Source organism: Pseudomonas sp. B8(2017) (assembly GCF_002113575.1).
Classification (GTDB): domain Bacteria; phylum Pseudomonadota; class Gammaproteobacteria; order Pseudomonadales; family Pseudomonadaceae; genus Aquipseudomonas; species Aquipseudomonas putida_Z.
Genome location: NZ_NEIO01000002.1, coordinates 536,241 through 560,291 on the forward strand (window position 1 = coordinate 536,241; position 24,051 = coordinate 560,291).

Annotated in this window: 26 protein-coding genes; 17 read left to right on the forward strand and 9 right to left on the reverse strand. The window is 63.4% G+C overall.

What is annotated here, in order from left to right; genetic code table 11:
* The first annotated feature begins 67 nt into the window (after nt 1-67).
* Both ampC and CAG22_RS05895 read left to right on the forward strand, forming a co-directional pair.
* Complete coding sequence (gene ampC / locus CAG22_RS05890) at nt 68-1,210, forward strand: class C beta-lactamase (RefSeq protein ID WP_085591240.1); 1,143 nt, start codon at nt 68-70, stop codon at nt 1,208-1,210.
* A gap of 301 nt (nt 1,211-1,511) precedes the next feature.
* Entirely contained in the window at nt 1,512-1,844 is a 333-nt protein-coding gene (locus CAG22_RS05895; RefSeq protein ID WP_003253895.1) for a hypothetical protein, read from the forward strand.
* Nucleotides 1,845-1,890: 46 nt separating this feature from the next.
* On the opposite strand, the gene CAG22_RS05900 is transcribed toward CAG22_RS05895, so the two are convergent.
* The 4 genes from CAG22_RS05900 to CAG22_RS05915 all read right to left on the reverse strand — a co-directional run bounded on the left by CAG22_RS05900 (nt 1,891) and on the right by CAG22_RS05915 (nt 4,064).
* Nucleotides 1,891-2,202, reverse strand: coding sequence for a hypothetical protein (locus CAG22_RS05900; RefSeq protein WP_085704872.1), 312 nt, complete (start codon nt 2,200-2,202; stop codon nt 1,891-1,893).
* A gap of 140 nt (nt 2,203-2,342) precedes the next feature.
* A complete protein-coding gene (locus CAG22_RS05905) occupies nt 2,343-2,531 on the reverse strand; it encodes a hypothetical protein (protein ID WP_003253897.1) in 189 nt (62 codons plus the stop codon).
* Nucleotides 2,532-2,669: 138 nt separating this feature from the next.
* A complete protein-coding gene (locus tag CAG22_RS05910; RefSeq protein WP_003258990.1) occupies nt 2,670-2,990 on the reverse strand; it encodes a YbjQ family protein in 321 nt (106 codons plus the stop codon).
* A 189-nt stretch (nt 2,991-3,179) separates the two neighbouring features.
* Nucleotides 3,180-4,064, reverse strand: a complete 885-nt coding sequence (locus CAG22_RS05915) for an EamA family transporter (RefSeq protein ID WP_075045384.1) — start codon at nt 4,062-4,064, stop codon at nt 3,180-3,182.
* Between the two features lie 234 nt (nt 4,065-4,298).
* Between CAG22_RS05915 and CAG22_RS05920 the strand changes: the two genes are divergently transcribed.
* Nucleotides 4,299-5,696, forward strand: coding sequence for a cytosine permease (locus CAG22_RS05920; RefSeq protein ID WP_085704874.1), 1,398 nt, complete (start codon nt 4,299-4,301; stop codon nt 5,694-5,696).
* Nucleotides 5,697-5,784: 88 nt separating this feature from the next.
* On the opposite strand, the gene CAG22_RS05925 is transcribed toward CAG22_RS05920, so the two are convergent.
* Together CAG22_RS05925 and CAG22_RS05930 are read right to left on the reverse strand one after the other, a co-directional pair.
* Nucleotides 5,785-6,540, reverse strand: a complete 756-nt coding sequence (locus CAG22_RS05925; RefSeq protein WP_025339401.1) for a class II aldolase/adducin family protein — start codon at nt 6,538-6,540, stop codon at nt 5,785-5,787.
* Nucleotides 6,541-6,563: 23 nt separating this feature from the next.
* The gene (locus tag CAG22_RS05930) at nt 6,564-7,607 is read right to left on the reverse strand and encodes an ABC transporter substrate-binding protein (RefSeq protein WP_085591246.1); all 1,044 of its coding nucleotides are present in this window, start codon (nt 7,605-7,607) and stop codon (nt 6,564-6,566) included.
* 176 nt (nt 7,608-7,783) lie between these two features.
* Between CAG22_RS05930 and CAG22_RS05935 the strand changes: the two genes are divergently transcribed.
* The 3 genes from CAG22_RS05935 to CAG22_RS05945 all read left to right on the forward strand — a co-directional run bounded on the left by CAG22_RS05935 (nt 7,784) and on the right by CAG22_RS05945 (nt 11,648).
* Nucleotides 7,784-9,736 (forward strand): FAD-dependent oxidoreductase, encoded by a 1,953-nt coding sequence (locus CAG22_RS05935; protein WP_085704876.1) that lies wholly within the window; start codon nt 7,784-7,786, stop codon nt 9,734-9,736.
* A 40-nt stretch (nt 9,737-9,776) separates the two neighbouring features.
* Nucleotides 9,777-10,376 (forward strand): helix-turn-helix domain-containing protein, encoded by a 600-nt coding sequence (locus tag CAG22_RS05940; protein WP_085704878.1) that lies wholly within the window; start codon nt 9,777-9,779, stop codon nt 10,374-10,376.
* A gap of 69 nt (nt 10,377-10,445) precedes the next feature.
* The gene (locus CAG22_RS05945; RefSeq protein WP_085704879.1) at nt 10,446-11,648 is read left to right on the forward strand and encodes an NAD(P)/FAD-dependent oxidoreductase; all 1,203 of its coding nucleotides are present in this window, start codon (nt 10,446-10,448) and stop codon (nt 11,646-11,648) included.
* 87 nt (nt 11,649-11,735) lie between these two features.
* Here the strand turns inward: CAG22_RS05945 and CAG22_RS05950 are convergent, their stop codons facing one another.
* Nucleotides 11,736-12,347 (reverse strand): FMN-dependent NADH-azoreductase, encoded by a 612-nt coding sequence (locus CAG22_RS05950; RefSeq protein ID WP_085704881.1) that lies wholly within the window; start codon nt 12,345-12,347, stop codon nt 11,736-11,738.
* Between the two features lie 133 nt (nt 12,348-12,480).
* Between CAG22_RS05950 and CAG22_RS05955 the strand changes: the two genes are divergently transcribed.
* Together CAG22_RS05955 and CAG22_RS05960 are read left to right on the forward strand one after the other, a co-directional pair.
* Nucleotides 12,481-13,383, forward strand: a complete 903-nt coding sequence (locus CAG22_RS05955; protein ID WP_013972466.1) for a LysR substrate-binding domain-containing protein — start codon at nt 12,481-12,483, stop codon at nt 13,381-13,383.
* Entirely contained in the window at nt 13,376-13,735 is a 360-nt protein-coding gene (locus CAG22_RS05960; RefSeq protein WP_043935581.1) for an MmcQ/YjbR family DNA-binding protein, read from the forward strand. The genes CAG22_RS05955 and CAG22_RS05960 overlap by 8 nt, the downstream gene beginning before the upstream one ends.
* Nucleotides 13,736-13,855: 120 nt before the next feature.
* On the opposite strand, the gene CAG22_RS05965 is transcribed toward CAG22_RS05960, so the two are convergent.
* Both CAG22_RS05965 and CAG22_RS05970 read right to left on the reverse strand, forming a co-directional pair.
* A complete protein-coding gene (locus tag CAG22_RS05965; protein WP_085704883.1) occupies nt 13,856-14,269 on the reverse strand; it encodes a DUF1294 domain-containing protein in 414 nt (137 codons plus the stop codon).
* A complete protein-coding gene (locus CAG22_RS05970; RefSeq protein WP_025339410.1) occupies nt 14,262-15,092 on the reverse strand; it encodes an undecaprenyl-diphosphate phosphatase in 831 nt (276 codons plus the stop codon). The genes CAG22_RS05965 and CAG22_RS05970 overlap by 8 nt, the downstream gene beginning before the upstream one ends.
* A gap of 299 nt (nt 15,093-15,391) precedes the next feature.
* Between CAG22_RS05970 and mcpP the strand changes: the two genes are divergently transcribed.
* The 9 genes from mcpP to CAG22_RS06015 all read left to right on the forward strand — a co-directional run bounded on the left by mcpP (nt 15,392) and on the right by CAG22_RS06015 (nt 24,029).
* On the forward strand, nt 15,392-17,026 hold the full coding sequence (gene mcpP / locus CAG22_RS05975) for a methyl-accepting chemotaxis protein McpP (RefSeq protein ID WP_025339411.1): 1,635 nt from the start codon (nt 15,392-15,394) through the stop codon (nt 17,024-17,026).
* A gap of 195 nt (nt 17,027-17,221) precedes the next feature.
* Nucleotides 17,222-17,788, forward strand: coding sequence for a nicotinamide riboside transporter PnuC (gene pnuC / locus CAG22_RS05980; protein WP_025339412.1), 567 nt, complete (start codon nt 17,222-17,224; stop codon nt 17,786-17,788).
* Nucleotides 17,785-18,354 (forward strand): AAA family ATPase, encoded by a 570-nt coding sequence (locus CAG22_RS05985; RefSeq protein ID WP_085691852.1) that lies wholly within the window; start codon nt 17,785-17,787, stop codon nt 18,352-18,354. The genes pnuC and CAG22_RS05985 overlap by 4 nt, the downstream gene beginning before the upstream one ends.
* 298 nt (nt 18,355-18,652) lie before the next feature.
* Complete coding sequence (locus CAG22_RS05990; protein WP_085591256.1) at nt 18,653-19,087, forward strand: hypothetical protein; 435 nt, start codon at nt 18,653-18,655, stop codon at nt 19,085-19,087.
* 1 nt (nt 19,088) lies between these two features.
* On the forward strand, nt 19,089-19,667 hold the full coding sequence (locus CAG22_RS05995) for an adhesin (RefSeq protein WP_075045393.1): 579 nt from the start codon (nt 19,089-19,091) through the stop codon (nt 19,665-19,667).
* Between the two features lie 48 nt (nt 19,668-19,715).
* Complete coding sequence (locus CAG22_RS06000) at nt 19,716-21,167, forward strand: heme utilization protein (RefSeq protein ID WP_085704885.1); 1,452 nt, start codon at nt 19,716-19,718, stop codon at nt 21,165-21,167.
* Nucleotides 21,168-21,229: 62 nt separating this feature from the next.
* Nucleotides 21,230-21,910, forward strand: coding sequence for a C39 family peptidase (locus CAG22_RS06005; RefSeq protein ID WP_085591260.1), 681 nt, complete (start codon nt 21,230-21,232; stop codon nt 21,908-21,910).
* A 46-nt stretch (nt 21,911-21,956) separates the two neighbouring features.
* Complete coding sequence (locus CAG22_RS06010; RefSeq protein WP_085704887.1) at nt 21,957-22,709, forward strand: hypothetical protein; 753 nt, start codon at nt 21,957-21,959, stop codon at nt 22,707-22,709.
* 39 nt (nt 22,710-22,748) lie between these two features.
* On the forward strand, nt 22,749-24,029 hold the full coding sequence (locus CAG22_RS06015; RefSeq protein ID WP_085591264.1) for a transporter: 1,281 nt from the start codon (nt 22,749-22,751) through the stop codon (nt 24,027-24,029).
* Nucleotides 24,030-24,051: the final 22 nt, after the last annotated feature.

A 24,051-nucleotide genomic window follows, 5' to 3' on the forward strand; every position in this document is an offset into this window, starting at 1 on the left:
TTCGCCGCTAACGCCGGAACCCCCACCGGTGTCGCTCAACGGACACGCTCCAGCACAGGACCCGCTCATGCCCCTCTCCCGCCTGGCTGCACTTGCAGCCGCCATCACTCTCACCCTGGGCTACAGTGCCGCCCAGGCCGACGACCAGTTGCAGGCCAAGGTCGACCAGATCATCCGCCCGTTGATGCAGGAGCAAGGCATCACCGGCATGGCCGTGGCCATCTATGCTCGCAACCACGCGCACTACTTCAGCTATGGCGTGGCCAGCAAGGCAGACAATGTGCCGGTCAGCCGCGACACGCTGTTCGAGATCGGCTCGCTGAGCAAGACCTACACCGCCACTTTGGCCGCACTGGCCAGTGCCGAAGGCAAGCTGGACCTCGATGCCCCGGCCAAGCGCTATCACCCTGCCCTCGCCGGCGCCCCCATCGGCGACGCAAGCGTGCTGGAACTGGGCGCCTACAGTGCCGACTGCCTGCCGTTGCAGTTCCCGGATGCGGTGCAGACCCCGCAGCAGGTGGTCGATTTCTTCCGTCACTGGCAACCCCGCGCCAAACCTGGCACCCAGCGCTGCTACTCGAACCCCAGCCTGGGCCTGTTCGGTGACCTGGCCGCCCGCGCGCAGCATCAGCCGTTTTCCACGCTGATGAGCGAGGGCCTGCTGAAACAGATGGGCCTGGAAAACACCTATCTGCAGGTCCCGTCCAGCGCCCAGGGGTTGTATGCCCAAGGCTACGACAGTGCCGACAAACCGGTGCGTGTCGGCCCCGGCCCTTACGCCGACGAAGCCTACGGCATCAAGACCAGCGCCAGCGACCTGCTGCGCTATGTGCGCCTGCACATGCAGCCGGAGGGGCTGCCGCCGGCGCTGGCGCAAGCCACCGCCATCACCCAGCGGGGCTACTTCCAGGTCGGCGCCATGACCCAGGGCCTGGGCTGGGAGCGTTACCCCTACCCGGTCACGCTGGGCACACTGGTCGATGGCAACGGCCCGCAGCTTATCCGTGAACCGCAGGCAACCACGCGCTTGCATCCAGCCCTGCCGCCGCTGCCGGCAGCCTGGTACAACAAGACCGGCTCGACCAATGGTTTCGGCGCCTACGCCGCGTTCGTGCCCGCCGAACAGCTGGCCGTGGTGTTGCTGGCCAACCGAAATTACCCGAACGAAGCCCGGGTGCGCGCGGCCTTCGACATTCTGTCCGGGCTGTAGTGCGGGCAGCGATTGTCGAACAAAACGACACGATGTAGTGGCTAAAAATATTCACTACAAAATGGTTGACGCCGTTCATCGCCCTTGGGCATGATGAAGCCGTCTCCCTGATCGGGAGCGGTGGCAAGGGTGTTCCAGACGGCCTGCGCGGTAACGCAGGCCGTCCGTGGAGAGGGAAACTGTCCAAAAGGCAGCGTGAGAAAGCCCCTGTTGCGATGCTGCTGTAGCAGCCTTGGTAGTGCGCTACACCGTGGTAGCGCCAACTGTGAAAAATCACCTACGAATGGGTAATGGGGGCTTTATGATGAACTTGAACAACAATCCGACTATCGACCAATTGGCTCAGCTGTTCGCCGTACGCAAGGACAGCCTTGACGACCATCTGCTGTGGGTCAGCCAGACCGGTGAAGTGCGCCTCGACCGCCTGCCACCGAACACCGTCGAAGATGAATTCGAAGAGCACCTGCCCAGCATGCGTGCCCGCTTCAAGGTCTACCGCCGTGGCCAAGGCTACGTCGGCAAGAAGGCCGCCGCCGACACCGAGTTCGTTGGCCGCGTCCTGCAGACCCTGCAACAAGAATGGCCCGCTGCCCGTGAGCAGCAGGCAGTCAAGGTGATCGAACCGCTCAACTGAGGGTTCCCACCCTTACCTGAGCCCGGCCCGCATAGGCCGGGCTTTTTCATGCCTGGCGCCGCTGGCTGCGGTGCTCTGGCAGCGGCAAGGCGCCGGTTGCCATCGCCCGGGCACGGTCGACACCCCACACCAGGGCGCGGGTCATGGTCTCGCCTGGCCGTGCGGGGTAATACTCCTCCAGCAATGCTCGCCCATCCCCGGCATACAGCCCCAGGAACAGCTGGGTCGCCCCCAGGCGCGACAAGCGCACCTGCACGTCCAGCGTGGTGCCGTCACTGAGTGCTTCGTCGTGGCAGCGGCTGTGCAGCTGGGCGTCGGCCCATTGCCAATAGGTCTCTTCCCTGACTCGCATGAGCATTCAATCCTCCGTTGCTGGAATGCCGCGCAAGAAAACCACAGCCTTGGCCATCCTGCGAGCGCTACCCGGCAATGCCATGAGGCGGATCAAGAAATGGCAATAAAAACCCCGCCATTCGGCGGGGTTGTGCTGGAGCGGGATCACTTCTTCAGCGGAACCCGCGGCATGAAGCGGCCTTTTTTGCTGCGCTGCAGGTGTGCAGGCTGGAGCTGTTCGGAATCATCCAGCGTCATGTGGGCGAAGCCCAGGCGGAATGCCGCCTGGCCGCAACGCACCTGGCTGTTGATGGGGAACGCGTCGTTCAGGTCTTCGAAAAAGGATTCGCTCATGCCCTGTCTCCCTCCAGTGGCGGACGCGCCGGCAACCAGAACAGTTGCTCCACCAAACGCGACCTGTGAAGGTGAGACTAGCTGGTCATTTGCGGACCGCCCAGACCGAAGCCCTGGACCCGACCAGCGGCAGACGCTCTACTTCAGGCGCACCGCTGTGCCGGTAGCAAATACCACGACCATGCCGCCCTGTACCGACGGCATGCTGATCTCGAAATCCACCCCCACTACCGCATCGGCTTGCAACTGGCGTGCCCGCGCCTTCAGTTCTTCGGTGGCCTGTTCCCGGGCTTCGCGCAGTGCGCTTTCCAGGGTTTGCGAACGGCCACCGAAGAAGTCGCGAAAACGTGCAAAGAAATCGCGCACGAAGTTGATGCCCTGCACCGATTCGGAGCTGACCACGCCCAGGTATTCGGCAATAGGGCGGCCTTCGAGCTGGCTGGTGGTGGAAATGATCATGGGGTGCACTCCATTGGCCTGGCAAAAGAGGCCGATTCTAACAGAGCGCCCTGTTTGCAACGCGCATTTGTGGGAGCGGCCTTGCGTCGCGAAAGGGCCGCAACGCGGCCCCAGGATCTCAACAGCATGCAGAAACCCGGGGCCGCTTCGCAGCCCTTTCGCGACGCAAGGCCGCTCCCACAGAGTCAGCTACGCGCTGACAGCTTTTAACCGGCGCCCAAGCCTTGCGCCAAACACGTTCACCAGCAAACCTGCCATCACCAGCAATGCGCCCCAGCCCTGGGTCGCGGTCAAACGCTCGCCCAGCAACAACGCCGATGAACTCAGGCCAATCACTGGTACCAACAGCGAGAACGGCGCCACCTTGCCGGCCGGGTGGCGCGACAGCAGCTTGCTCCACAGGCTGTAGCCGAGCATGGTGGCGACAAACGCCAGGTAAGCCAGGGCCAACACCGAACTCCAGCTGATATTGGCAAGGGCATGGCCAATACGCTCCGGCCCCTCCAGCCACCAGGACAATGCCAGGAACGGCAGTGGCGGAATCAACCCGCCCCAGATCACCAGCGCCACCAGGTCAACCGAGCCAAAGCGCCGGGTAATGATGTTGCCCATGCCCCACATGGCGCCGGCACACAGGGTCAGCACCAGCGCCAGCATCGGTACATGGCCGCCGTCTTCGCTGCCGATAAGCGCCAGGCCGCTGGCGGCCACCAGCAGCCCCAGCACGCTGGCCAGGCGCAACCGCTCGCCAAGGAACAGCGCGGCAAAGCCGAGGGTGAAGAACGCCTGCGACTGCAGGATCAGCGAGGCCAGCCCTGGCGGCATGCCGCTGTACATGGCCTGGAACAGAAAAGCGAACTGGCCCAGCGAAATGGTCGCACCATAGGCGATCAGCCAGCGCCAGGGCAGCTTGGGCCGCTTGACCAGCAGGATCGCCGGGAACGCCACCAGCAAGAAGCGCAATGCCCCCAGCAGCATCGGCGGCAACCCATCGAGGCCAACCTTGATGACCACGAAGTTGACTCCCCAGGCAACAATCACCACCAGGGCGATGAGCAGGTCCTTGAGCGGCATTGCGACATCCTTCTTCAAGCGTTCTAGACATATTTCGTTACAGCATAAGGCTATTCCTTCGACAGGGACCAGCACAGTTGCAACCCATCATTGCGCAACAGCACGACTGTTTCACTCGCAAGAGATGGCTTGACCGTACTTGTATATACATGCTCATATCATGCGAGGTCATCCGCCTTGCGTCCCGCCGATGACTGACTCGCTTACACAAAAACAATGAAGCGGAGCCACTGAATGTCCAGCAAACCCGTACTCGAGCGGCGCTCGATCGACTACATACCCGAGACTGAACGCCATGGACGCGTGTACAGTCAGTTCACCCTGTGGCTCGGAGCCAACCTGCAGATCACGGCAATCGTGACCGGCGCCCTGGCCGTGGTGCTCGGTGGCGACGTGTTCTGGTCGCTGATCGGCCTGCTGCTCGGTCAATTGATCGGCGGCGCGGTCATGGCCCTTCATGCCGCTCAAGGTCCTCGTCTGGGGCTGCCGCAGATGATTTCCAGCCGCGTGCAGTTCGGGGTCTACGGCGCGGCCATACCGATGGTGCTGGTATGCCTGATGTACCTGGGCTTCACCGCCACCGGCACGGTGCTCTCCGGACAGGCGATCGGCCAATTGCTCGACGTCAGCGACAGCACTGGCATCCTGATATTCGCCAGCATAATCGTGCTCGCCACCCTGGCCGGATACCGGGTGATCCACTGGATCGGCCGAATCGCCAGCGTGCTGGGCATCATTGCCTTCGTCTACCTGTTCAGTCGCATCATGATGCTGGCCGACATCGGGCAGTTACTCGACAACCGCCACTTCAGTTGGGCATCGTTCCTGCTCGCCGTATCACTGGCTGCGTCCTGGCAGATCGCCTTCGGCCCCTATGTGGCCGACTACTCGCGCTATCTGCCAAGCAGTACATCGCCAGTGAGGACCTTCCTCGCCGCAGGCCTGGGCTCGGTGATCGGTGCCCAGGCATCAATGATCCTCGGGGTGTTCGCCGCCGCCATCGCCGGTGCCCAGTTCTCCGGTCACGAAGTGGCCTACATCGTCGGCCTGGGTGGCGCCGGTAGCACCGCAGCGCTGCTGTATTTCTGCATCGCCTTTGGCAAGGTGACCATCTCGACGCTGAACTCTTATGGCAGCTTCATGTGCATCGCAACCATCATCAGCGGCTTCCGCGGCCACCTGGCGATCAGCCGTGCGCAACGCCTGCTGTTCGTACTGGGCATCGTCGGCGCCGCCACCCTGGTGGCCTTGCTTGGCCAGCATTCGTTTCTCAGTGCGTTCAAGTCCTTCATCCTGTTCCTGCTGACGTTCTTCGTGCCATGGAGCGCGGTCAACCTGGTCGACTACTACTTCATCACCAAGGAGCGTTACGACATCCCCGCCCTCGCCGACCCGCAAGGCCGATACGGCCGCTGGAACTGGCCTGGAATCATCGTCTACACCGTGGGCGTGCTGATACAGATGCCGTTCATCGACACCAAACTGTACACAGGGCCGCTAGTCGCGCACCTGGGCGGTGTGGATATTTCGTGGCTGATCGGCCTGGTAGTGCCGAGCGTGCTGTACTACTGGGTGGCACGGGGGCGGGCGCACGAAGCACCGGCAGCGATGATCGCGCCTGAGGTCCGGTAAGCTCTCGCCGACAGCGTAGAAACGTCTTGCCCTCGCGCCGCAAACGCGATGCGAGGGCAAGACGGCTTTCACCGCGAGCGCGCCAATGTCAACGACGATAGTCCGGCGCGACTCGCTCCAGCATCCGCAACAACGCCGCCCACGCCAGCTGCAGCGCATCCGGATCCGCCAGCTCGCCCTGCTTCAAGCCCCGCCCCGGATCATTGAACTGCCGCTCGGTATGCCTACACACTTCGGCGGGCGGTAAAATCACCTGCCCGGCGCTCTGTGCCGCCAACTGGATCTCGCACGCCTTCTCCAGGTAGTACATGCGCAGGAATGCTTCAGCCACGCTGCGCCCGGTGGTCAGCAGGCCATGGTTACGCAGGATCATCACGGGCTTGTCGCCCAGGTCGGCTACCAGCCTTCGCTGCTCATCCATGTCCAGCGCAATCCCTTCATAGCCGTGGTACGCCACCTTGCCATAAAACTCCATGGACATCTGGTTGAGCGGCAGCAGCCCACATTCCAGCGCCGCCACCGCACAACCTGCCCGGGTGTGGGTGTGCAGCACACAACGGGCATCCTCGCGGGCAGCATGGATGGCGCTGTGGATGACGAAACCGGCCGGGTTGACCGGGTGCGGCGTCGCTTCCACTGGCCGGCCTTGCAGGTCGATCTTCACCAGGCTGGAGGCCGTGATCTCATCGAACAGCAAGCCGTACGGGTTGATCAGGAAGTGGTGCTCCGGCCCCGGCAGGCGCAGGGAAATATGGGTGAAGATCAGGTCGCTCATGCGGAAATGGGCGATCAGCCGATAGCAGGCGGCCAGCTCCTGGCGCAGGCTTTGTTCCGTTGCGGTCATCATCGTTATTCCTTTGCAGAACGCTATTTGCTGGCCCACGCATTGAAGCGCTGTTCCAGCTCTTCGCCATGGTCGACCCAGAATTCCACATTCATCGCCAACGCCCCCTGCAGGTTCTGCGGCGAAGTAGGCACCCAACTGGCCAGGGACGGGTCGAGCTTCGCTGCCGCCTGGGTGTTGGTCGGCCCATAGGGGATCTGCTGCACATAACGCACCTGGGTGTCCGGCTGGTTGGCGTAGGCAATCAGCCGCTTGGCCTGGTCGACATGCCGCGAGCCCTTGATGATCGCCCAGTAATCCATGCCATACAGGCTGCCAGGCCAGACCACTGCCAGCGGGCTGCCCTGCTGGGCCGCCACGGCGATGCGCCCGCTGTAGGTCGAGGTCATCACCACGTCACCCGCCGCCAGCCACTGGGCAGGCTGGGCGCCGGCGTCCCACCACTGGATATGCGGCTTGAGTTCGCTGAGTTTGGCAAAGGCACGCTCGACCCCGGCCGGCGTGGCCAGCACCTTGTATACATCCTCGACCTTGACCCCGTCGGCGAGCAGGGCGAACTCCAGGTTGTACACCGCACGCTTGCGCAGGCCGCGCTTGCCCGGGTACTTGCTAACGTCCCAGAAGTCGGCCCACGACGCAGGCGCCTGGGCCAGCTTGCTGCGGTCATAGGCAATGGCCACGCTCCATACCAGCGCGGCCGAGCCGCAGGCTTGTGCCGCGTCGGCAATCAGTTCACCCGCATGGCCCATGCGCTGCCAGTCCAGCTGCTCGTAGATGCCCTCGTCGCAGCCACGCATCAGGTCAGGCCCTTCGATCTGCACCACATCCCAGTCGACATTGCCGGTGTCGGCCATTACCTGGATCCGTGCCATTTCGCCGTTGTACTCGCTCTGGATCAGCTTGCTGCCATCCTGGGCACTGAACGGTTTGAAGATCGCCTCGTCCTGGGCTTTCTGGCCGGCACCACCATAGCCGACCACGACCATCTGCGGCGCCGCTTGCGCACTGCCCAGGCCCATGGCCAGCAACGCTGCGCAAAGGCTGCTTACACGTGGGAATACCTGCATCGTAGTTGCCTCCTGCCGGTGCCCGAGGGGCCCGTTTTCTTGTTGTTGTGAGGTCACGCCCTCGCCATGAGGGTGAGAAAAACCTAGTCGTCGACCAGTAAAAAAACAAGTTGATTTTTTACTGGCGCTACACTTTCATAAAAAAACAAGAACAACACCGCACCGGAGCCGCCTGTATGCAGACCGCCTTCCCTCACCTGTTCGAAGCCTTGCAGATCCGCGGCAAACGCTTGAAGAACCGCATCATGTCCACCGGCCACGACACCTGCCTGCCTACCGACAACCTGGTCAATGACAAGCTCATCGCCTACCAGCGCTCCCGCGCCGCCGGTGGCGTCGGCCTGATCGTGCTGCAGGTGGCCGGGGTGCATGACAGCGCCCGCTACACCTCGCATGTGCTGATGGCCACCGACGATGCCTGCATCGACGGCTATCGCCAGCTTGCCGAGGCCTGCCATGAGCATGGCACCGTGGTGCTGTCGCAACTGTTCCACCCCGGGCGGGAGATCATGGAGTCGGCGGACGGCTTGCTGGCGGTGGCCTACTCGGCGTCCGCAGTGCCCAATGAACGCTTCCGGGTGATGCCACGCGCGCTGGACCAGGCAATGATCGACGAGATCGTCCAGGGCTATGCCAGCGCTGCCCGCCGCCTGCACCAGGCCGGGCTGGATGGCGTTGAAGTGGTGGCCAGCCATGGCTACCTGCCTGCGCAGTTCCTCAACCCGCGGGTGAACCAGCGCACGGATGGCTACAACGGTGAGCTCGAACAGCGCCTGCGGTTCCTGCGCGAAGTGCTGGCTGCAGTACGAGCGGCCACCGACGAGCAGTTCATCATCGGCCTGCGCATCAGTGCCGACGAGCGCGACAGCCAGGGGCTGAGCGAGGACGAATCGCTGGCTGCAGCGGTTGCCTTGCAGGGCCAGCTCGACTACCTGCACATCGTTGCCGGCACGTCGGCATCACTGGGCGGCGCCGTGCATATCGTGCCGCCGATGGCCATTCAACCGGCCTACCTGGCCCGGGAGGCCGGCACCTTCAAGCAGCACCTGGGCATCCCGCTGTTCGTCACCGGGCGTATCAACCAGCCCCAGGAAGCCGAACTGATCCTGGCCCGTGGCCAGGCCGATGTCTGCGGCATGACCCGTGCGCTGATCTGCGACCCGCAGATGCCGAACAAGACCGAGCATGGCCAGGTCGAGGACGTACGTGCCTGTATCGCCTGCAACCAGGCTTGCATCGGGCACTTCCACCGCGGCCTGCCCATTTCCTGCATCCAGCGGCCAGAAACCGGCCGCGAATTGCAGTACGAGCAACTGTCCATCACCACCCACCCCAAGCGCATCCTCGTGGCCGGTGGCGGGCCCGCCGGCATGAAAGCCGCCGCCGTGGCCGCTGCGCGTGGGCATCAGGTCACGCTGTACGAGGCTGGCCCGCAGCTCGGTGGCCAGGTGCTGCTGGCCCAGTTGCTGCCACGACGCAGCGAGTTCGGTGGCGCCAGCACCAACCTGCAGCGGGAAATGGCCCTGGCAGGCGTGGAAGTTGTGCGCAACACCCGGGTCGACCGCGCACTGGTAGAACGAGAACGCCCCGACCTGGTGATCGCGGCCACCGGTGCCACCCCCTACTGGCCGGCCTTCGAGCGCACCGGTGAGCTACAGGTGGTGGATGCCTGGCAAATACTGCGCAATGAAGTAAAACCGGGGCGCTCGGTGCTAGTGATCGACTGGCGCTGCGACTGGATCGGCCCAGGCATCGCCGAACGCCTGGTACGCGAGGGCCACCAGGTGCAACTGGCGGTCAATGGCACCCATTGCGGCGAAAGCCTGCCGCTGTACGTGCGCGACCAACTGGCCGGCGAGCTGCATCGCCTGGGTATTCCCGTCACACCGTATGCCCGCCTGTATGGCAGCGACGACAACACGGTGTACCTGCAGCACACCGCCAGCGGCGAACCGATGATCTTCGAAGGCATCGACACCCTGGTACTGTGCCTGGGCCATCAACCGGAAGACCGCCTGGCCACGGAGCTGGCCGGCCTGGTCGAGGTGCGCCGCATTGGCGACTGCCTGGCGCCGCGTACCGCCGAAGAAGCGATTCACGATGGCCTGACGGTTGCCTGGGCGCTCTGAGGCTGTACATACTGCGGCTTTTCACGATGGACCGACGTGCATGAGCCAACTCCCCCAGCCCCCCGCCAGCGAAGCCGGGGGCGCCGCGCCGCAGTTTCTCGGCAGCCGCATTCGCGGCCTGCGCAAACGCCGTGGCATGACCCTGGCGGAGCTGGCCACGCACAGTGAACTGACTGCTGGCTACATCAGCCAGCTGGAGCGCAACCTCTCCTATCCATCGATTCCGGCGCTGTTCAACATCGCCCGCAGCCTGGGGGTGACTATCCAGTGGTTCTTCGCCAGCGAAGCCACCACTGCGCCCGAGGACCAGGGCTATGTGGTACGGCGCAACAGCCGCCTGAGCGTGCATTACGAAGATGGCATCGTCGATCAACTGCTCACGCCCCAGCCCAACCGCCAGCTGGAAATCCTGCATTCGCGCTTCCCTCCGGGCAGCTACAGCCAGCAGAGCTATAGCCACGACGGTGAAGAGGCCGGCTACATCCTCAGCGGCAGCTTCGAGCTGTGGGTGAGCGAGCGGCATTTCCAGCTGGGTGAAGGGGACAGTTTCAGCTTCTCGAGCCAGGAACCGCACCGCTATGGCAACCCCGGCGAGGTGGATGCCGTAGTGATCTGGGTGATCACGCCGCCAACATTCTGAAGCATGCTCGCTCCCCAACATCCAGCAACAGGGTCTACCTTGTTAACCGAAATTCAGAGGAGCACAACCATGAAGCAGATCCTGATCATTGGCGCGGGCTTTGCCGGCCTGTGGAGCGCGCTCAGCGCCGTCCGCCAGCTTGACCTCCACGGCCGCAAGGATGTCGAGGTCACCTTGCTTGCCCCCCAGGCCGAGCTGCATGTGCGCCCGCGCTTCTACGAGCCCGACGTCCATGCCATGGCCGCGCCGTTGCAAGAGCTGTTCGATGCCGTCAACGTCCGCTTCGTGCAGGGCACGGCCTTCCACATCGATGAAGCGGCCCGCCGCGTCAGCTACCGCACCCGCAGCGGCACCCAGTGCAACCTGCCCTACGACCGCCTGATCATGGCCTGCGGCAGCGTGCTCAACCGGCCCGACATGGTCGGCATCGAGCATGTGTTCGATGTCGACAAGCTCGACAGCGCCGCGCGCCTGGAAACCCACCTGAAGTCACTGGCGAACCTGCCCGACACACCGGCGCGCAATACCGTGGTGGTGGCCGGCGGTGGCTTTACCGGCATCGAGACCGCCACCGAACTGCCGGCCCGTCTGCGCGAAATCCTCGGCGAGGACGCGGCGTTGCGCGTGGTGGTAGTCGACCGTGGGGCGAGGATTGGCGCGGCCCTGGGTGACGGCATCCGCCCCGCCATCGAGCAGGCCTCCGAGGCCCTGGGCGTGGAGTGGATCTGTGGCGCCACGGTAGCCTCGGTCGACCCTGGCGGCGTGCTGCTGGACAACGGCCAGCGCATCGACGCCAGCACGGTGATCTGGACCGTGGGTTTCAAGGCCAACCCGCTCACCGAGCAGATCAGTGGCGAGCGCGACCGCCAGGGCCGCTTGCATGTCGACGGCAATCTCAAGGTGAAAGGCAATGATGCCGTGTACGCGGCAGGTGATGTGGCCTACGCCGCCTGCGACGAGGCTGGCAATTACGCAGTGATGTCCTGCCAGCATGCGATTCCGCTGGGGCGTCATGCGGGCAACAATGCGGCGGCCGAGCTGATTGGCGTGGCACCTAAGACCTACAGCCAGCCCAAGTACGTGACCTGCCTGGACCTTGGGGCCTGGGGGGCGGTGTATACCGAAGGGTGGGAACGCACGGTGTCACCACCGGAGGACAAGGCCGAGGCCAAGGTGTTGAAGGCGCAGATCAATACCGTGTGGATCTATCCGCCGGCGGCCGAACGTGCTGCAGCGCTGGCAGCGGCTGACCCGGCTATTCCAGTGGCCTGAGGTTGATTGTGGGAGCGGCCTTGTGTCGCGAAAGGCCGCTCCCACAGAGTTCGCGCAAGCCTTTGAAGCTTGCGCAAGACAGCAGGATCAGGCAGCAGCAAACAGCTCGTTGGCAATCTGCGCCTGGGCAGCATCCATCGCCTGGCTGCGGTGCTCAGGGCCATAGGCCAGGCCATGGGCGCGGACGATTTCCAGGTCGGTGACACCGATGAAGCCCAGGAACACCTTGAGGAAGTCCTCATGCCCGGCGCCAGTCGGCTGGCCAGCGTGCAGGCCACCGGCGGTGGACACCAGCACTACCTTCTTGTTGCCGCACAGGCCTTCCGGGCCGGCTTCGGTGTAGCGGAAAGTCTTGCCGGCGACGGCAACGCGGTCGATCCAGGCCTTGAGCTGGGTCGGCACGGTGAAGTTGTACATCGGCGCACCAATCACCACGGCATCGGCAGCCAGGAACTCTTCCAGGGTTTCCGCGCTCAGCTTGGCTTCGAAGGCCTGGGCTGCGTCGCGCATGTCTTCCGGGGTGCCAGCCGCTACCAAGGTAGCCGCGGAGAAGTGGGCGATGGCGTCAGCGGCCAGGTCGCGGTACACCACTTCCACGCTCGGGTCGGCGGCTTTCCAGGCTTCGACCACTTCGCGGCTCAGTTGGCGGGAGGCGGAATTGTCGCCCAGGATGCTCGAATCGATATGCAACAGTTTCATGGGACTCTCCTGTGAATGAAGACCGCGACGTTGGGCGATCACGATGGGGAGAATCCTACCGACATCAACAATAGCTGATAAGGCAGCAAAAATGCGTTAGTTTGTCCTACAGGTGGAACAGTGAGACATTCCCATGCAAGACCTCAACGACCTTTTCTACTTCGCCCGCGTGGTCGAAGCCGGCGGTTTCGCCGCAGCCGGCCGCCAGCTGGGCATCCCCAAGTCGCGCCTGTCGCGGCGTATCGCCGAGCTTGAAGAACGCCTGGGCACGCGCCTGCTGCAACGCACTACAAGGCAACTGAAGCTCACCGCGGTGGGCGAGCGCTACCTGCACCACTGCCAGGCCATGCTGCTAGAAGCCGAAGCCGCCGACGAGGCCGTCGCCAGCATGAGCAGCGAACCGCGCGGGCGCTTGCGGGTGTCCTGCCCGGTGGCATTGGCCCACGCCTTTCTGCCGGATGTGATCAGCCGCTTTCTCGCGCAGTACCCGCTGGTGCAACTGGACATGGTGCTGCTCAACCGCCGGGTCGACCTGATTTCCGAAGGTATCGACGTGGCCCTGCGCGTACGCGACCTGGGCGATGAAGACCCGGCCCTGGTCACCCGCCGCCTGCGCCAGGCGCAGATGCAGCTGGTTGCAGCGCCCGGTTTCGCCGACCACATCCGCGAACCGGGCCAACTGGCATCATTGCCGGTGCTGGGCGCTGCCGAGGCGGACCGGCTGGTACACTTCCGCCTGTTCGGCCCCCATGGCAAACAGCAGGAAATCGCCCTGGAACCGCGCCTCGCCATCGATGATTTCGTAGTACGTAATGCTGCTGTACGGGCAGGCCTCGGGTTTACCGCGCTGCCCAGCATGTTCTGTGAAGAAGAACTGGCGCGCGGCGAACTGGTGCGCCTGCTGCCGGACTGGTCGCTGCCGGGTGGCTACCTGCAGGCGGTGTACCCGCACCGGCGCGGCTTGCTGCCTGCGGTACGGGTATGGATCGACCACCTGGCGGCGTCGTTCGAGGCCTGTGGAGAAAAGTATGTCTGAGCGGAACATGAGCGAAGCCCAGGTGGCAGCGTTCTGCCTGAGCCTGCCGGGTGCGCGGGAAGACTACAAATGGGGCGGCATCCGGGTGTTCTCGGTGGCGGGCAACAAAATGTTCGCGGTGCTCGACCTGGCGGGTGCGGGGTTATCGTTCAAGGTGGCCGACGAACTGTTTCTCGGCTATTGCGATCGCCCGGGGGTGCGGCCTGCGCCGTACCTGGCGCGGGCGCGGTGGATCAGCATGGCATCGCCCTACCCCATGGGGCGTGAGGAGCTGTGTGATCTGTTGCAGCGCTCGCACCAGTTGGTGGTGCGGCGGTTGCCTAAGCGGTTGCAGGTGGGGTTGGTAATCTAGCTAGCCTGTGCCGGCCTCTTCGCGGGCTTGCCCGCTCCCACAGGTATTCCACTGGTCTTGAGGGCAGTGAAAACCCTGTGGGAGCGGGCAAGCCCGCGAAGAGGCCGGCACAGTCACATATCAACTGAAGGGCAGATACCGCCCGCCAAGAAACAGCCAGTCCGCCCAGAACACCTGGTGCACCAGCACAATCCCCCAGAACACCAGCTGGTACGCCACCTTTCGAGTCTTGTGCCGATACAGCTGCTGCGCCAGCAGTGCCCCCGGCCAGCCGCCCAGCAGCTCACTGGCATGCAGCACCTTCTCGGGCGTACGCCAGGCCTGGGTACGCGCCTGCTGTTTGTCCTGCCAATACAGCAACAGGCTGATCAGGCTCATTGCCGGGTACAGCGCCAGCGGCCACCAGGCCTGGTCGACCCAGGCCATCCGCGCCGCGCCCAGGCCCGGCAGCAGGCACAGCAGGCCCAACAGCAGCAGCTTCAAGCGCACATTACGTACGCCCTCCCCCCTTTGCCCCCGCGCTGCCTCAGCCATGTGCCGTCGCCCAGTCGACCCAGCCGAACTGCCAGGTCGCCAGGATCAGCAGGCCAAAGGCAATGCGGTACCAGGCGAACACCGCGTAGCTGTGGTTGGCAATGAACTTGAGCAAGCCACGCACGGCAATCATGGCAAAGATGAACGAGGTCACGAAGCCGATGGCAAATACCGGCAGGTCGCCGGGCTGGAACAGGTCGCGGTACTTGTAGCCCGAATACACCGCCGCACCGACCATGGTCGGCATCGCCAGGAAGAACGAGAACTCGGTCGCCGCCTTGCGCGACAGGCCGAACAGCAGGCCACCGATAATGGTCGAGCCGGAACGCGAAGTGCCCGGGATCATCGCCAGGCACTGGATGAAGCCGATCTTCAGCGCGTGGCTCCAGCGCATGTCGTCCACGTGGTCCACCTCCACACGGTGCTCGCGGCGCTCGGCCCAGAGCATGATCACCCCGCCCACCACCAGCGCAGCCGCCACGGTGATCGGGTTGAACAGGTATTCGTGAATCAGGTCGGCGAACAGCACGCCCAGCACCACTGCCGGCAGGAACGCCAGCAACAGGTTACCGGTGAAACGCCGCGCCGTGGGCTGGCTGGTCAGGCCGAAGACCACGTCGAAGATCTTGCCGCGAAACTCCCACACCACCGCCAGGATCGCCGCCAGCTGAATGATGATGTTGAAAGCCATGGCCCGTTCGCCACCAAACCCGATCAGGTCGGCGACGATGATCTGGTGGCCGGTACTGGAGATCGGCAGAAACTCCGTCAGCCCTTCGACCACGCCTAAGATGATTGCCTGGAAGGCAGTCCAAAAATCCATCGTTCCCCCGATGGAGCGCTGCTCGTTGCAGGCCCCTTGTTCTTGATTTGCTTGAAGTTGCCGCACGCGGCCCGGCTGTTTTACAGCGACTGTTGGGCGCAATGCCAGTAGAAAAGTTCACGCCGCCTAAAGGTTTCATCTTGCGCGGCCGAAATCCTAGCAGAGCGCGTTTGCAATCGCCTTGTACAAACTGCTGCAGACTATTGGATGGACAGCACTTAGCCATTAGTCGAGTGGGGGCGTGGCGCAAAGCATGCTTGGATGCGCCTGAATAAAAAGAACAATGCGGGAGCTGTGGTATGAAAACCCTGAGATCGATGTCTATCAGCCGCCGTCTGTGGCTGATCCTTTTGGTGGCGGTGGCCATGCTGGTGGTATTGGGCCTGCTGATGCTGCGCCAGATCCACGGTGACCTGTACCAGGCCAAAGCGGAAAAGACCCGCCACGTGGTACAGACCGCAGCCGGTGTGCTGGCCTATTACCAAGGCCTGGAAGCAGCCGGCACACTCAGCCGCGAAGCGGCCCAGCAACAGGCGCTGCAAGTGGTGCGCGCGCTGCGCTACGACCAGAACGACTACTTCTGGATCAATGACCTGGGGCCGAAGATGATCATGCATCCGGCCAACCCCAAGCTCGACGGCCAGGACCTGTCGGCCATCCGCGACCCCGACGGCTTTGCCGTGTTCAACGAGATGGTCGCCCTGGCCCGGCAGCAGGACGCCGGGCCGGTCAACTACCGCTGGCCCAAGCCCGGTGCCAGCGAGCCGGTGGCCAAGACGTCCTACATCCAGCTGTTCAAGCCCTGGGGCTGGATCATCGGCTCAGGCGTGTATGTCGACGATGTACAGGCCGAATTCGCTCGCCAGTTGCGTGACGCCTCGCTGGTAGGCGTGGCCATTGCCCTGCTGATGGCGCTGGTGGTCATGCTGATTGCCCGCAGCATCGCCCGCCCGCTGCAGGAAGCGGTGCAGGCCATGGGCAACATCGCCAGCGGCGAAAGCGACCTGACCCGGCGCCTGGACACTCACGGCCGTGACGAAATCACCCACCTGGGCGAACACTTCAACCGCTTCAACGGCAAGCTGCAAGGCGTGGTCGGCCAGCTGCAAGGGGCGGCCCATGCCCTGGCCCGGTCCGCCGGGCATGTCGGCGACAATGCCGGTGCCGCGCAACAGCACAGCGCCCAGCAATCGCTGCAGATGGACCAGGTGGCCACTGCGGTCAACGAAGTGACCTACGCCGTGCAGGATGTGGCCAAGACCGCCGAACAGGCCGCTGGCGAAATGCGCACCGCACAACAGCAGGTAGCACACGGCCAGGAGGCCATTCACGGCAGCCTGGCGCAGATCGACCGGCTGTCGCTGACCATCGACCAGGCCGTGCAGGTGATCCGCGACCTGGCCGGGCACAGCACGCGCATCGGTGGTGTGCTGGACGTGATCCGCTCCATCGCCGAACAGACCAACTTGCTGGCGCTGAACGCAGCCATCGAGGCGGCGCGGGCCGGCGAGCAAGGCCGTGGCTTTGCCGTGGTCGCCGACGAGGTGCGCCTGCTGGCCCAGCGCACGGCGCAGTCGACGGCCGAGATCCATACCATGATCGAGCACCTGCAAAGCCAGTCGGACGCTGCGGTCAAGGCCATCGACACCAGCAGCGAGGCCTCGCGCCAGACCGTCGAGCAGGCCCGCGAGGCCGGTGCCAGCCTGGATGCCATCAACCAGTCGCTGAACAACCTCACTGCGTTGAATGCCTCAATTGCCAGCGCCACCTTGCAGCAGTCGCACGTGGTCGAAGAGATCAACCGCAACGTGCTGGATACTGCCGGGTTGTCCCAGCAGACCGCCGATGCGGCGCGGCAGTCCAGCGATGCCGGGATGGCGCTGGGGCAGCTGAGCGAAGAGCTGGAGCAGTTGTTGCGGCAGTTCCGGGTATAAGGTTGAGAATGCCGGGGGCGCTTTGCGCCCCTTTCGCGACACAAGGCCGCTCCTACAGACGATCGCGTCCCCCTGTAGGAGCGGCCTTGTGTCGCGATGGGCTGCAAAGCAGCCCCAAAGGCCCCAACGCCCTACACCTTACCCGGCCGACCCGCTACAATCGCGCCCCTCCCCCGCAGTCTCCAAGGATCGCCGATGTCCGGCCTTGAACTCATCGCCGCCGTCCTCGGCGTCACCGCTGTCTGGCTCACGGTCAAGCAGAACGCCTGGTGCTGGCCGATCGGCCTGGTCATGGTGCTGATCTATGGCTGGCTGTTCTACGAGGTGAAGCTGTACTCGGGCATGCTGCTGCAAGTGGCCTATGCCATCCTGCAGGTCTACGGCTGGTGGCAATGGAAGCGCCCGGGCCATGCTGAAGACGCCCGCCAGGTCACCCGCCTGCAGCGCCCGGCATTGCTCGCCGGCCTGGCCGGCGGGGTGCTGCTGAGCGCCGCCCTGGGCGCGGCGATGGCCACCTGGACCGACGCCGCCCTGCCCTGGCTGGACGCTACCCTGACCGGCTTCAGCCTGGTGGCACAACTGTGGATGGCGCAGAAGCGCCTGCAGTGCTGGCCCCTGTGGGTGGTGGTAGACATCATCTACGTGGGCCAGTACCTGCACCAGCAGCTGTACTTCACCGCAGGCTTCTTCGCCGTGCTCACCCTGATTGCCGTGCGTGGCTGGCTGGAATGGCGCCGTGACCCGGCGTTGGTGCAGCCATGAGCGCGGCACAATCCATGAAAGTACTGGTGCTGTGCGGCCCGGAATCCAGCGGCAAGAGCTGGCTCAGCGGGGTGATCCAGGCGCATTTCGGCGGCGTGGTGGTGGCCGAATACGTGCGCCACTTCATCGACCAGGAATGCCGCGACACCTGCTATGCCGACATCCCTGCCATCGCCCGCGGCCAGCTGGCCTGGGAAGACCACGCACGCGAGCAGGCACCGCCGCTGCTGATTCTCGACACCCATCTGCTCAGCAACATGCTCTGGAGCCGCGCCCTGTTCGGCGACTGCCCGGCCTGGCTGGAGCAGGCGCTGCTGGCACGGCATTACCACCTGCACCTGCTGCTGAGCCCGCAAGGCGTGGATTGGGTTGCCGATGGCCAGCGCAGCCAGCCCGAACTGCGCGACCGCCAGCGCTTTTTCGACGACAGCCTGCACTGGCTGCAACGGCATGACCAAGCGTACAAAATAATTGAGGGCAATTGGCCACAACGCCAGTTGCTGGCACTGCAAACAGTGGCTAAGCTCATTGGTAGCGATGCGCCATCCTGCCCCACCGAGTGTTAATCCCCCGACACACCCCTGTGGGGCGAAGCCCCTGAAAACATGGGGTTTTGCTGGGCGTCGAAGGTAGTGTCAAGGCGCTGAAACACTCCTGCAAAAACCCTTCCAATCAAGGCCAACACTGGCTTTGCCTGCACCGCCAGCGGCTGCCTGTTTCAATCCCGAGACAGAATACGCCGCAGCTTGTCATGGTACTCACCTTAAGCTTTTGATCTGAAAACGCTTCTCAAAAGCGGCACACCTTCTGCTGCCTGGTTCGCATCGCTGAACAGGGCCAGCGCTCATTGAAGGAGTTGCCGTCGTGAGGAAAACTGACAAACGCCTCTATCACCTGTTGCTTATGGGATGTGTGCTGGGCTCGTTGAGCCTGACGGCCCAGGCCGACAACGGCATCATCGTGATAACCCGTGACGTGCAGACACGCAACGCCGTTGTCCCGCCGTTACGACCCGACCCCAACCCCACCACCGTCAATGCCAACCCTTCCGCCCACATCCTCAAGCAAACCAACGAACTGAGTGATGGCGACTTCGCCAACATCAGCAGCGGTGCAGGTATCAGTACCCTGATTACCCAGCAGACCAACAACCTGGGCGGCAACCTCAACAACCAGTCCCAGCTGCCCAACCTGGCCGGTGGCCGCGGCACGGGCTCGGGCAATGGCATCTCGAACATGGTCAATTCGAGCTTGCAGCGCGGCCTGGCGCCGCTGCAGATCCTGACCGGAGGCAAGTGAGATGAAGCACACGCTGCTGATCCTGATCACGCTGTGCAGTACATCGACCTTCGCGCAATCCCCGGTTCCCGTGATCAACAACGCCGATATCGACAATTCGGGCAGCCGTTACCAGGGCAACCTGTCGGTCAATCAAGCGGCCGGTGACCAACAGCAACAGGCCAACGCGCGCGCCTTCGCCGTTGGGCCCGAGGCCAGCGCCACCACGCAGATCCGCCAGCGCCTGAACACCCCAGCAGACCCCGCAATGAACGCACGCTCGACCATACAGGGCGACGCCTTCAGCAACGGTAGCGGCGCCCTCGGAATCAACCAGAGCGCCGGCGCCAACACCCAGCAAGCGAACGCACTGAGCATCAGTATCGGTGCCCAGCCGCAAAGCATCGACGACAGCGTCCTCATGCAGCAGAACGTGGCGCTGCTCAACAACTCCGGTCCGATTGACACTTCAACTGGCCATCGCCAGGTCACCACCAGTGACCAGGCCTTCACCGGTAGCCGTGGAGTGATTCAGTTGAACCAGAGTGCCGGGGTGGGAAACCGCATGGCCAACACCCTGAGCATCCGGGTCGCGGATTGACCCTGCCAGTCAAGAACGACACTTAACCTAATCGTACGGAGAATCACCATGAAACCCTCGATGGCAATAAAGCCTCTGGTTTTCGCAATTGCTGCGGTCATGGCTGTTGCTGTACAAGCTGATCAGAACGACCGGCGTGGCGGGCACCACAATGGTCACCACAACAACGGGCAGCACACGCCTCCTCCCACCAGGATCCCTGTGTTTGCCACCGCCAACGCCATGGACAGCCAGCGCAGCACCGGCAACACCATCACCAACCAAGGCACCATCAACGAAGCCGAGATGAGCAGCTCGGCTTCTGGTGCCAGCGGCAACGTAGGTGTCAACGTGGCGGCCGGTAACGGCAACCAGCAGGACAATGCTGCGGCCATTGCCAACGCATCGTCCGAATCCAGCCTGGACAACAGCTTCGTGTTCGGCTCCGCCGAAGCCACCGCTGACGTTAGCCAGTTCAGCAACAACAACCGTGTCGACAACTGGTCCACCCAGAACTCGGCAGTCATGACCGGCTCGGCCGATGGTGCAGAGGGTAACGTCGGCGTCAACATCGCTGGCGGCGACCTGAACCAGCAGAAGAACACCATGGCCATCGCCAACACCGGAGCCCCACTGGGCAACGCCACTGCCACCGCCTCTGCCGACCAGAACGGCCCAGGCCTGACGGTGAACAACGGCGCCGACCGCACCTACCGGGTGGATACGCTGACCATCACCACCACCAAGAGCGGCTCCAGCTCGCGTGAGGGCACGTTCAACTCGACCGACGACCGCAGCTCGTCCTCGAGCTTCAGCGTGGCCGGCTCGCAAAGTGCCAGCTCCAGTGGGTCCAGTGGCTGGAACTCCAGCGGTTCGAGCAGCATGAACGCCAGTGGTTCGCGCAGCTCCACTGCCAGCGGCTCCAATAGCTGGAATGCCAGTGGTTCCATGGCCAGCAACGCCAGTTCGTCCAGCAGTTCCAGCCTGAACGCCACCCTGGCCGCTGCTGCCGATGCGACCCGTACCGTGACCACCGATGACGGCCGTCGCGAGCGCACCCGCACCGATAGCTTCGATGCCTCGCTCAATGCCTCGCTCAATGTAGATGTCGACCGTTCGCGGGAAAGCTCGCACGACGCGTCGTTCGAGAAGGCGTTCGACTCGTCGTACGACAAGGCCCGCCAATCGAGCTACGAGAAGTCTCGCGACTCCTCGTATGAGAAGGCTCACGAGTCGTCCTATGCCAATGCATCGGAATCGGCGTTTGAAAAGTCTGGCGAGAAATCGTCTCAATCGTCGAACGACGTGTCGAAGAGCTACAGCGAAAGCAGTGCCTACGACTTGAGCAATACCGTGTCCTTCCAAGTGCTGACCCCGACCGGCTGGGCCAACCCTGTTACCAACACTGCAACCCTTAGCGGTTCGGTGAACGGTGGCAGCGGCAACCTGGGCGTGAACGTGGCAGCCGGTGTGGGCAACCAGCAGAGCAACTCGCTGGCCATCTCCAACACCTCGTTCTGATCGCTGCGCTTGAGGCCCCCTTCGGGGGGCCTTTCTTCAACAGAACCGGAAGGCATCCGATCATGCGCATCATTGCCTTGGCGTTTTTGCTGTGCCTGGCCAGCGTGAGCGAAGCGGCGCAAATGCCGCTGTCCGTACTGCCGGGCGGTGCCGTGGTGTTCAAGCCCATCCAGAGCGTACGCGAGCGCAAGTTCGCCGACCTGGTGCAACAGAAGACCGACTTCAGCTGCGGCGCCGCCGCGCTGGCCACCATCCTGCGCCAGGCCTACTGGCTGGACGTGGACGAGCAACAGATCATCGAAGGCATGCTGGCCCACGCCGACCAGGACTTGGTACGCACGCAAGGCTTCTCGATGCTCGACATGAAACGCTACGTGGAAAGCCTGGGGATGCGTGCCCGCGGCTACCGGGTGGCGCCCGAGACCCTGCACAGCGTGCGCATCCCGGTCGTGGTGCTGATGGACGTGCGCGGCTACAAGCACTTCGTGGTCATGCAGAAGGTAGACAAGGGCTGGGTGTACATCGGTGACCCGGTACTGGGCCACAAGCGCTACAGGGTCGACGACTTTCTCAAGGGCTGGAACGGCATCATCTTCGCCGTGATCGGCCAGGGCTACGACAAGAACAACATCCTGCTCGACCCGCCCCTGCCCCTGACCGCCAAGGGCCGGGTGAACAACTTCACCCCGGTGCAGGATGCAGAGCTGCTGGACTTCGGGTTCATCAAAAGCGACTTCTTCTAACGACTCTTGCAACGACAAGGAGCACGAGGCTCCGGGGAGCACCCCAATGAAGAATGCATTCTGGCTTGCAATCGCGTGCCTGACCGTCAGCCTTCCTACCCAGGCCGAAACCTTCAAGCCCATCGAACTGAAGGACCATGAGCTGGCGACCTTGCGTGGCCGCTACGTGATGCCGGGGCGGATCGTGAGTTTCGGTATTGTCATGTCCAGCACCTGGCAGAATGCCAAAGGGGACGTGATCGGCGCGACGAGCACGATGCAGATTCAGCAGTCGACCATCAAACCGCAATTCTACGTGTCGTTGATCGACGAAAGCGGCACTGGCACAGCGTCAGCTGGAGCCACGGCACCGGGCACCGGTACCGTTACAGGCGGTACCGGCCTCAACACCACAGAGGGTGTTACCCAGGTGGTACGCGCAGCTGGCGACAACAATACCGCCTACAACAATGTCGCCATCAATGTTTCCAAGGCCGATCAGGCGCCCACCGTGCAGCCACAGGGCCAGGCACTGGCCAACGGCCAGACACTGACAGGCGCAAACGGCGCAGGGGCGCTGAGTGTCTCCGCCAGCGGCGTAGGGGTGCAGTTCAACATCAGTGCCAGTAACAACCAGGGCAGCAGCGTGCAGCGCCTGGCGCAGGGTGGCCTGATGCAGAACTCGACGCTGCTGGGCAATGGCAACCGGGTCAATAACGTCACCACGCTCAATGTAGTGATGCGCGAAAGCGTGCCGACAGCTGCTTCGTTGAACGGCAGCCTCGACCAGCTCAAGGGCTTGCGCACATTCGGTTATTGATCTCCAAGTTCAAAGGCAGTCGAAAGGGACGGCAAATCCATGCACCGATCATTCACGCTCAGCGCCATTGTCTGTTTGACCACCCTGGCTCCGGCCACCTCCCTTTTCGCAGCTGCCGACCCGCAGGTCGAGGCACTGAAGCAGGAACTGCTCGAACTCAAGCAGCGCTACGAGGCACAGCAACAGGCGCTGATGGTACTGGAACAGCGCGTACGCCAGGTCGAGGAAACCCCGGCAGCCCCCCCACCCAAACGCCTGGTCAGGTCCCCGGCCGAAGGGGTCAAAGGTGCACAGACGGTGGCTTCGGGCGCACCGGGCACTACCGGCAGCTCCTATGGCCAGGCGCTGACCGCCGACGCTGAACCGGCTCAGAGCGTGTCCAACCTGTACGATGAGGCCAGCGGCTTCTTCGGCGGCGGCAAGTTCAGCTTCGAGACCGGTGTTACCTATACCCACTACGATACCCGGGCGCTGGTGCTCAACGGCTTCCTGGCGCTGGACTCGATCTTCCTCGGCAGTATCAACCTTGACCGGGTGAAGGCAGATAACTGGACCCTGGACATGACTGCCCGCTACAACCTCGCCCAGCGCTGGCAGTTCGACATCAACGTCCCGGTGGTGTACCGCGAGTCCACCTACTCTTCCGGCGGTGCGGGCGGCGCCGGGGCGAGCACCTCGGACGAAACCGTAACCCGCGACCCGGAAATCGGCGACGTCAACGTCGGTGTCGCCTACAAGTTCCTCGACGAAGACGAGACCTGGCCTGACGCCGTCGCTACCTTGCGCATCAAGGCGCCGACCGGCAAAGACCCCTATGGCATAAAACTGCGCCAGGTAGAGGGTAACGACAACCTGTCAGTACCGGAAAGCCTGCCGACCGGCAACGGCGTCTGGTCGATCACGCCGGGCATCTCGCTGGTCAAGACCTTCGACCCCGCCGTGCTGTTCGGCAGCCTGTCCTACACCTACAACATGGAAGACTCGTTCAGCGACATCAGCCCACAGGTCAACAGCAAGGTACCGGGCGATGTGAAGCTGGGCGACTCGTGGCAGATCGGCGGCGGTATCGCCTTTGCCCTGAACGAGAAGATGAGCATGTCGTTCTCGGTGTCCGACCAGTTCGCCCGCAAGAGCAAGATCAAGCCGGATGGCGGCGACTGGCAGTCGATCTCCAACAGCGACTACAACGCGGCCAACTTCAACATCGGCATGACCTTCGCCGCCACCGACAACCTGACCATCGTACCCAACCTGTCCATTGGTCTGACCGATGACGCGCCGGACTTTTCCTTCAGCCTGAAATTCCCCTACTACTTCTGATACTTGCCATCGGCCGGGCCCG

Coding starts and splice junctions, on each gene's coding strand:
- CAG22_RS05895 (WP_003253895.1), top strand. CDS start 1,512: ATGATGAACTTGAACAACAATCCGACTATCGACCAATTGGCTCAGCTG.
- CAG22_RS05925 (WP_025339401.1), bottom strand. CDS start 6,540: ATGACCGCAACGGAACAAAGCCTGCGCCAGGAGCTGGCCGCCTGCTAT.
- CAG22_RS05900 (WP_085704872.1), bottom strand. CDS start 2,202: ATGCTCATGCGAGTCAGGGAAGAGACCTATTGGCAATGGGCCGACGCC.
- CAG22_RS05940 (WP_085704878.1), top strand. CDS start 9,777: ATGAGCCAACTCCCCCAGCCCCCCGCCAGCGAAGCCGGGGGCGCCGCG.
- CAG22_RS05970 (WP_025339410.1), bottom strand. CDS start 15,092: ATGGATTTTTGGACTGCCTTCCAGGCAATCATCTTAGGCGTGGTCGAA.
- CAG22_RS05910 (WP_003258990.1), bottom strand. CDS start 2,990: ATGATCATTTCCACCACCAGCCAGCTCGAAGGCCGCCCTATTGCCGAA.
- CAG22_RS05905 (WP_003253897.1), bottom strand. CDS start 2,531: ATGAGCGAATCCTTTTTCGAAGACCTGAACGACGCGTTCCCCATCAAC.
- ampC (WP_085591240.1), top strand. CDS start 68: ATGCCCCTCTCCCGCCTGGCTGCACTTGCAGCCGCCATCACTCTCACC.
- CAG22_RS05950 (WP_085704881.1), bottom strand. CDS start 12,347: ATGAAACTGTTGCATATCGATTCGAGCATCCTGGGCGACAATTCCGCC.
- CAG22_RS06005 (WP_085591260.1), top strand. CDS start 21,230: ATGCGCATCATTGCCTTGGCGTTTTTGCTGTGCCTGGCCAGCGTGAGC.
- CAG22_RS05920 (WP_085704874.1), top strand. CDS start 4,299: ATGTCCAGCAAACCCGTACTCGAGCGGCGCTCGATCGACTACATACCC.
- CAG22_RS05915 (WP_075045384.1), bottom strand. CDS start 4,064: ATGCCGCTCAAGGACCTGCTCATCGCCCTGGTGGTGATTGTTGCCTGG.
- mcpP (WP_025339411.1), top strand. CDS start 15,392: ATGAAAACCCTGAGATCGATGTCTATCAGCCGCCGTCTGTGGCTGATC.
- CAG22_RS05995 (WP_075045393.1), top strand. CDS start 19,089: ATGAAGCACACGCTGCTGATCCTGATCACGCTGTGCAGTACATCGACC.
- CAG22_RS05985 (WP_085691852.1), top strand. CDS start 17,785: ATGAGCGCGGCACAATCCATGAAAGTACTGGTGCTGTGCGGCCCGGAA.
- CAG22_RS05945 (WP_085704879.1), top strand. CDS start 10,446: ATGAAGCAGATCCTGATCATTGGCGCGGGCTTTGCCGGCCTGTGGAGC.
- CAG22_RS05955 (WP_013972466.1), top strand. CDS start 12,481: ATGCAAGACCTCAACGACCTTTTCTACTTCGCCCGCGTGGTCGAAGCC.
- CAG22_RS05960 (WP_043935581.1), top strand. CDS start 13,376: ATGTCTGAGCGGAACATGAGCGAAGCCCAGGTGGCAGCGTTCTGCCTG.
- CAG22_RS06010 (WP_085704887.1), top strand. CDS start 21,957: ATGAAGAATGCATTCTGGCTTGCAATCGCGTGCCTGACCGTCAGCCTT.
- CAG22_RS05930 (WP_085591246.1), bottom strand. CDS start 7,607: ATGCAGGTATTCCCACGTGTAAGCAGCCTTTGCGCAGCGTTGCTGGCC.
- CAG22_RS06000 (WP_085704885.1), top strand. CDS start 19,716: ATGAAACCCTCGATGGCAATAAAGCCTCTGGTTTTCGCAATTGCTGCG.
- pnuC (WP_025339412.1), top strand. CDS start 17,222: ATGTCCGGCCTTGAACTCATCGCCGCCGTCCTCGGCGTCACCGCTGTC.
- CAG22_RS05935 (WP_085704876.1), top strand. CDS start 7,784: ATGCAGACCGCCTTCCCTCACCTGTTCGAAGCCTTGCAGATCCGCGGC.
- CAG22_RS06015 (WP_085591264.1), top strand. CDS start 22,749: ATGCACCGATCATTCACGCTCAGCGCCATTGTCTGTTTGACCACCCTG.
- CAG22_RS05965 (WP_085704883.1), bottom strand. CDS start 14,269: ATGGCTGAGGCAGCGCGGGGGCAAAGGGGGGAGGGCGTACGTAATGTG.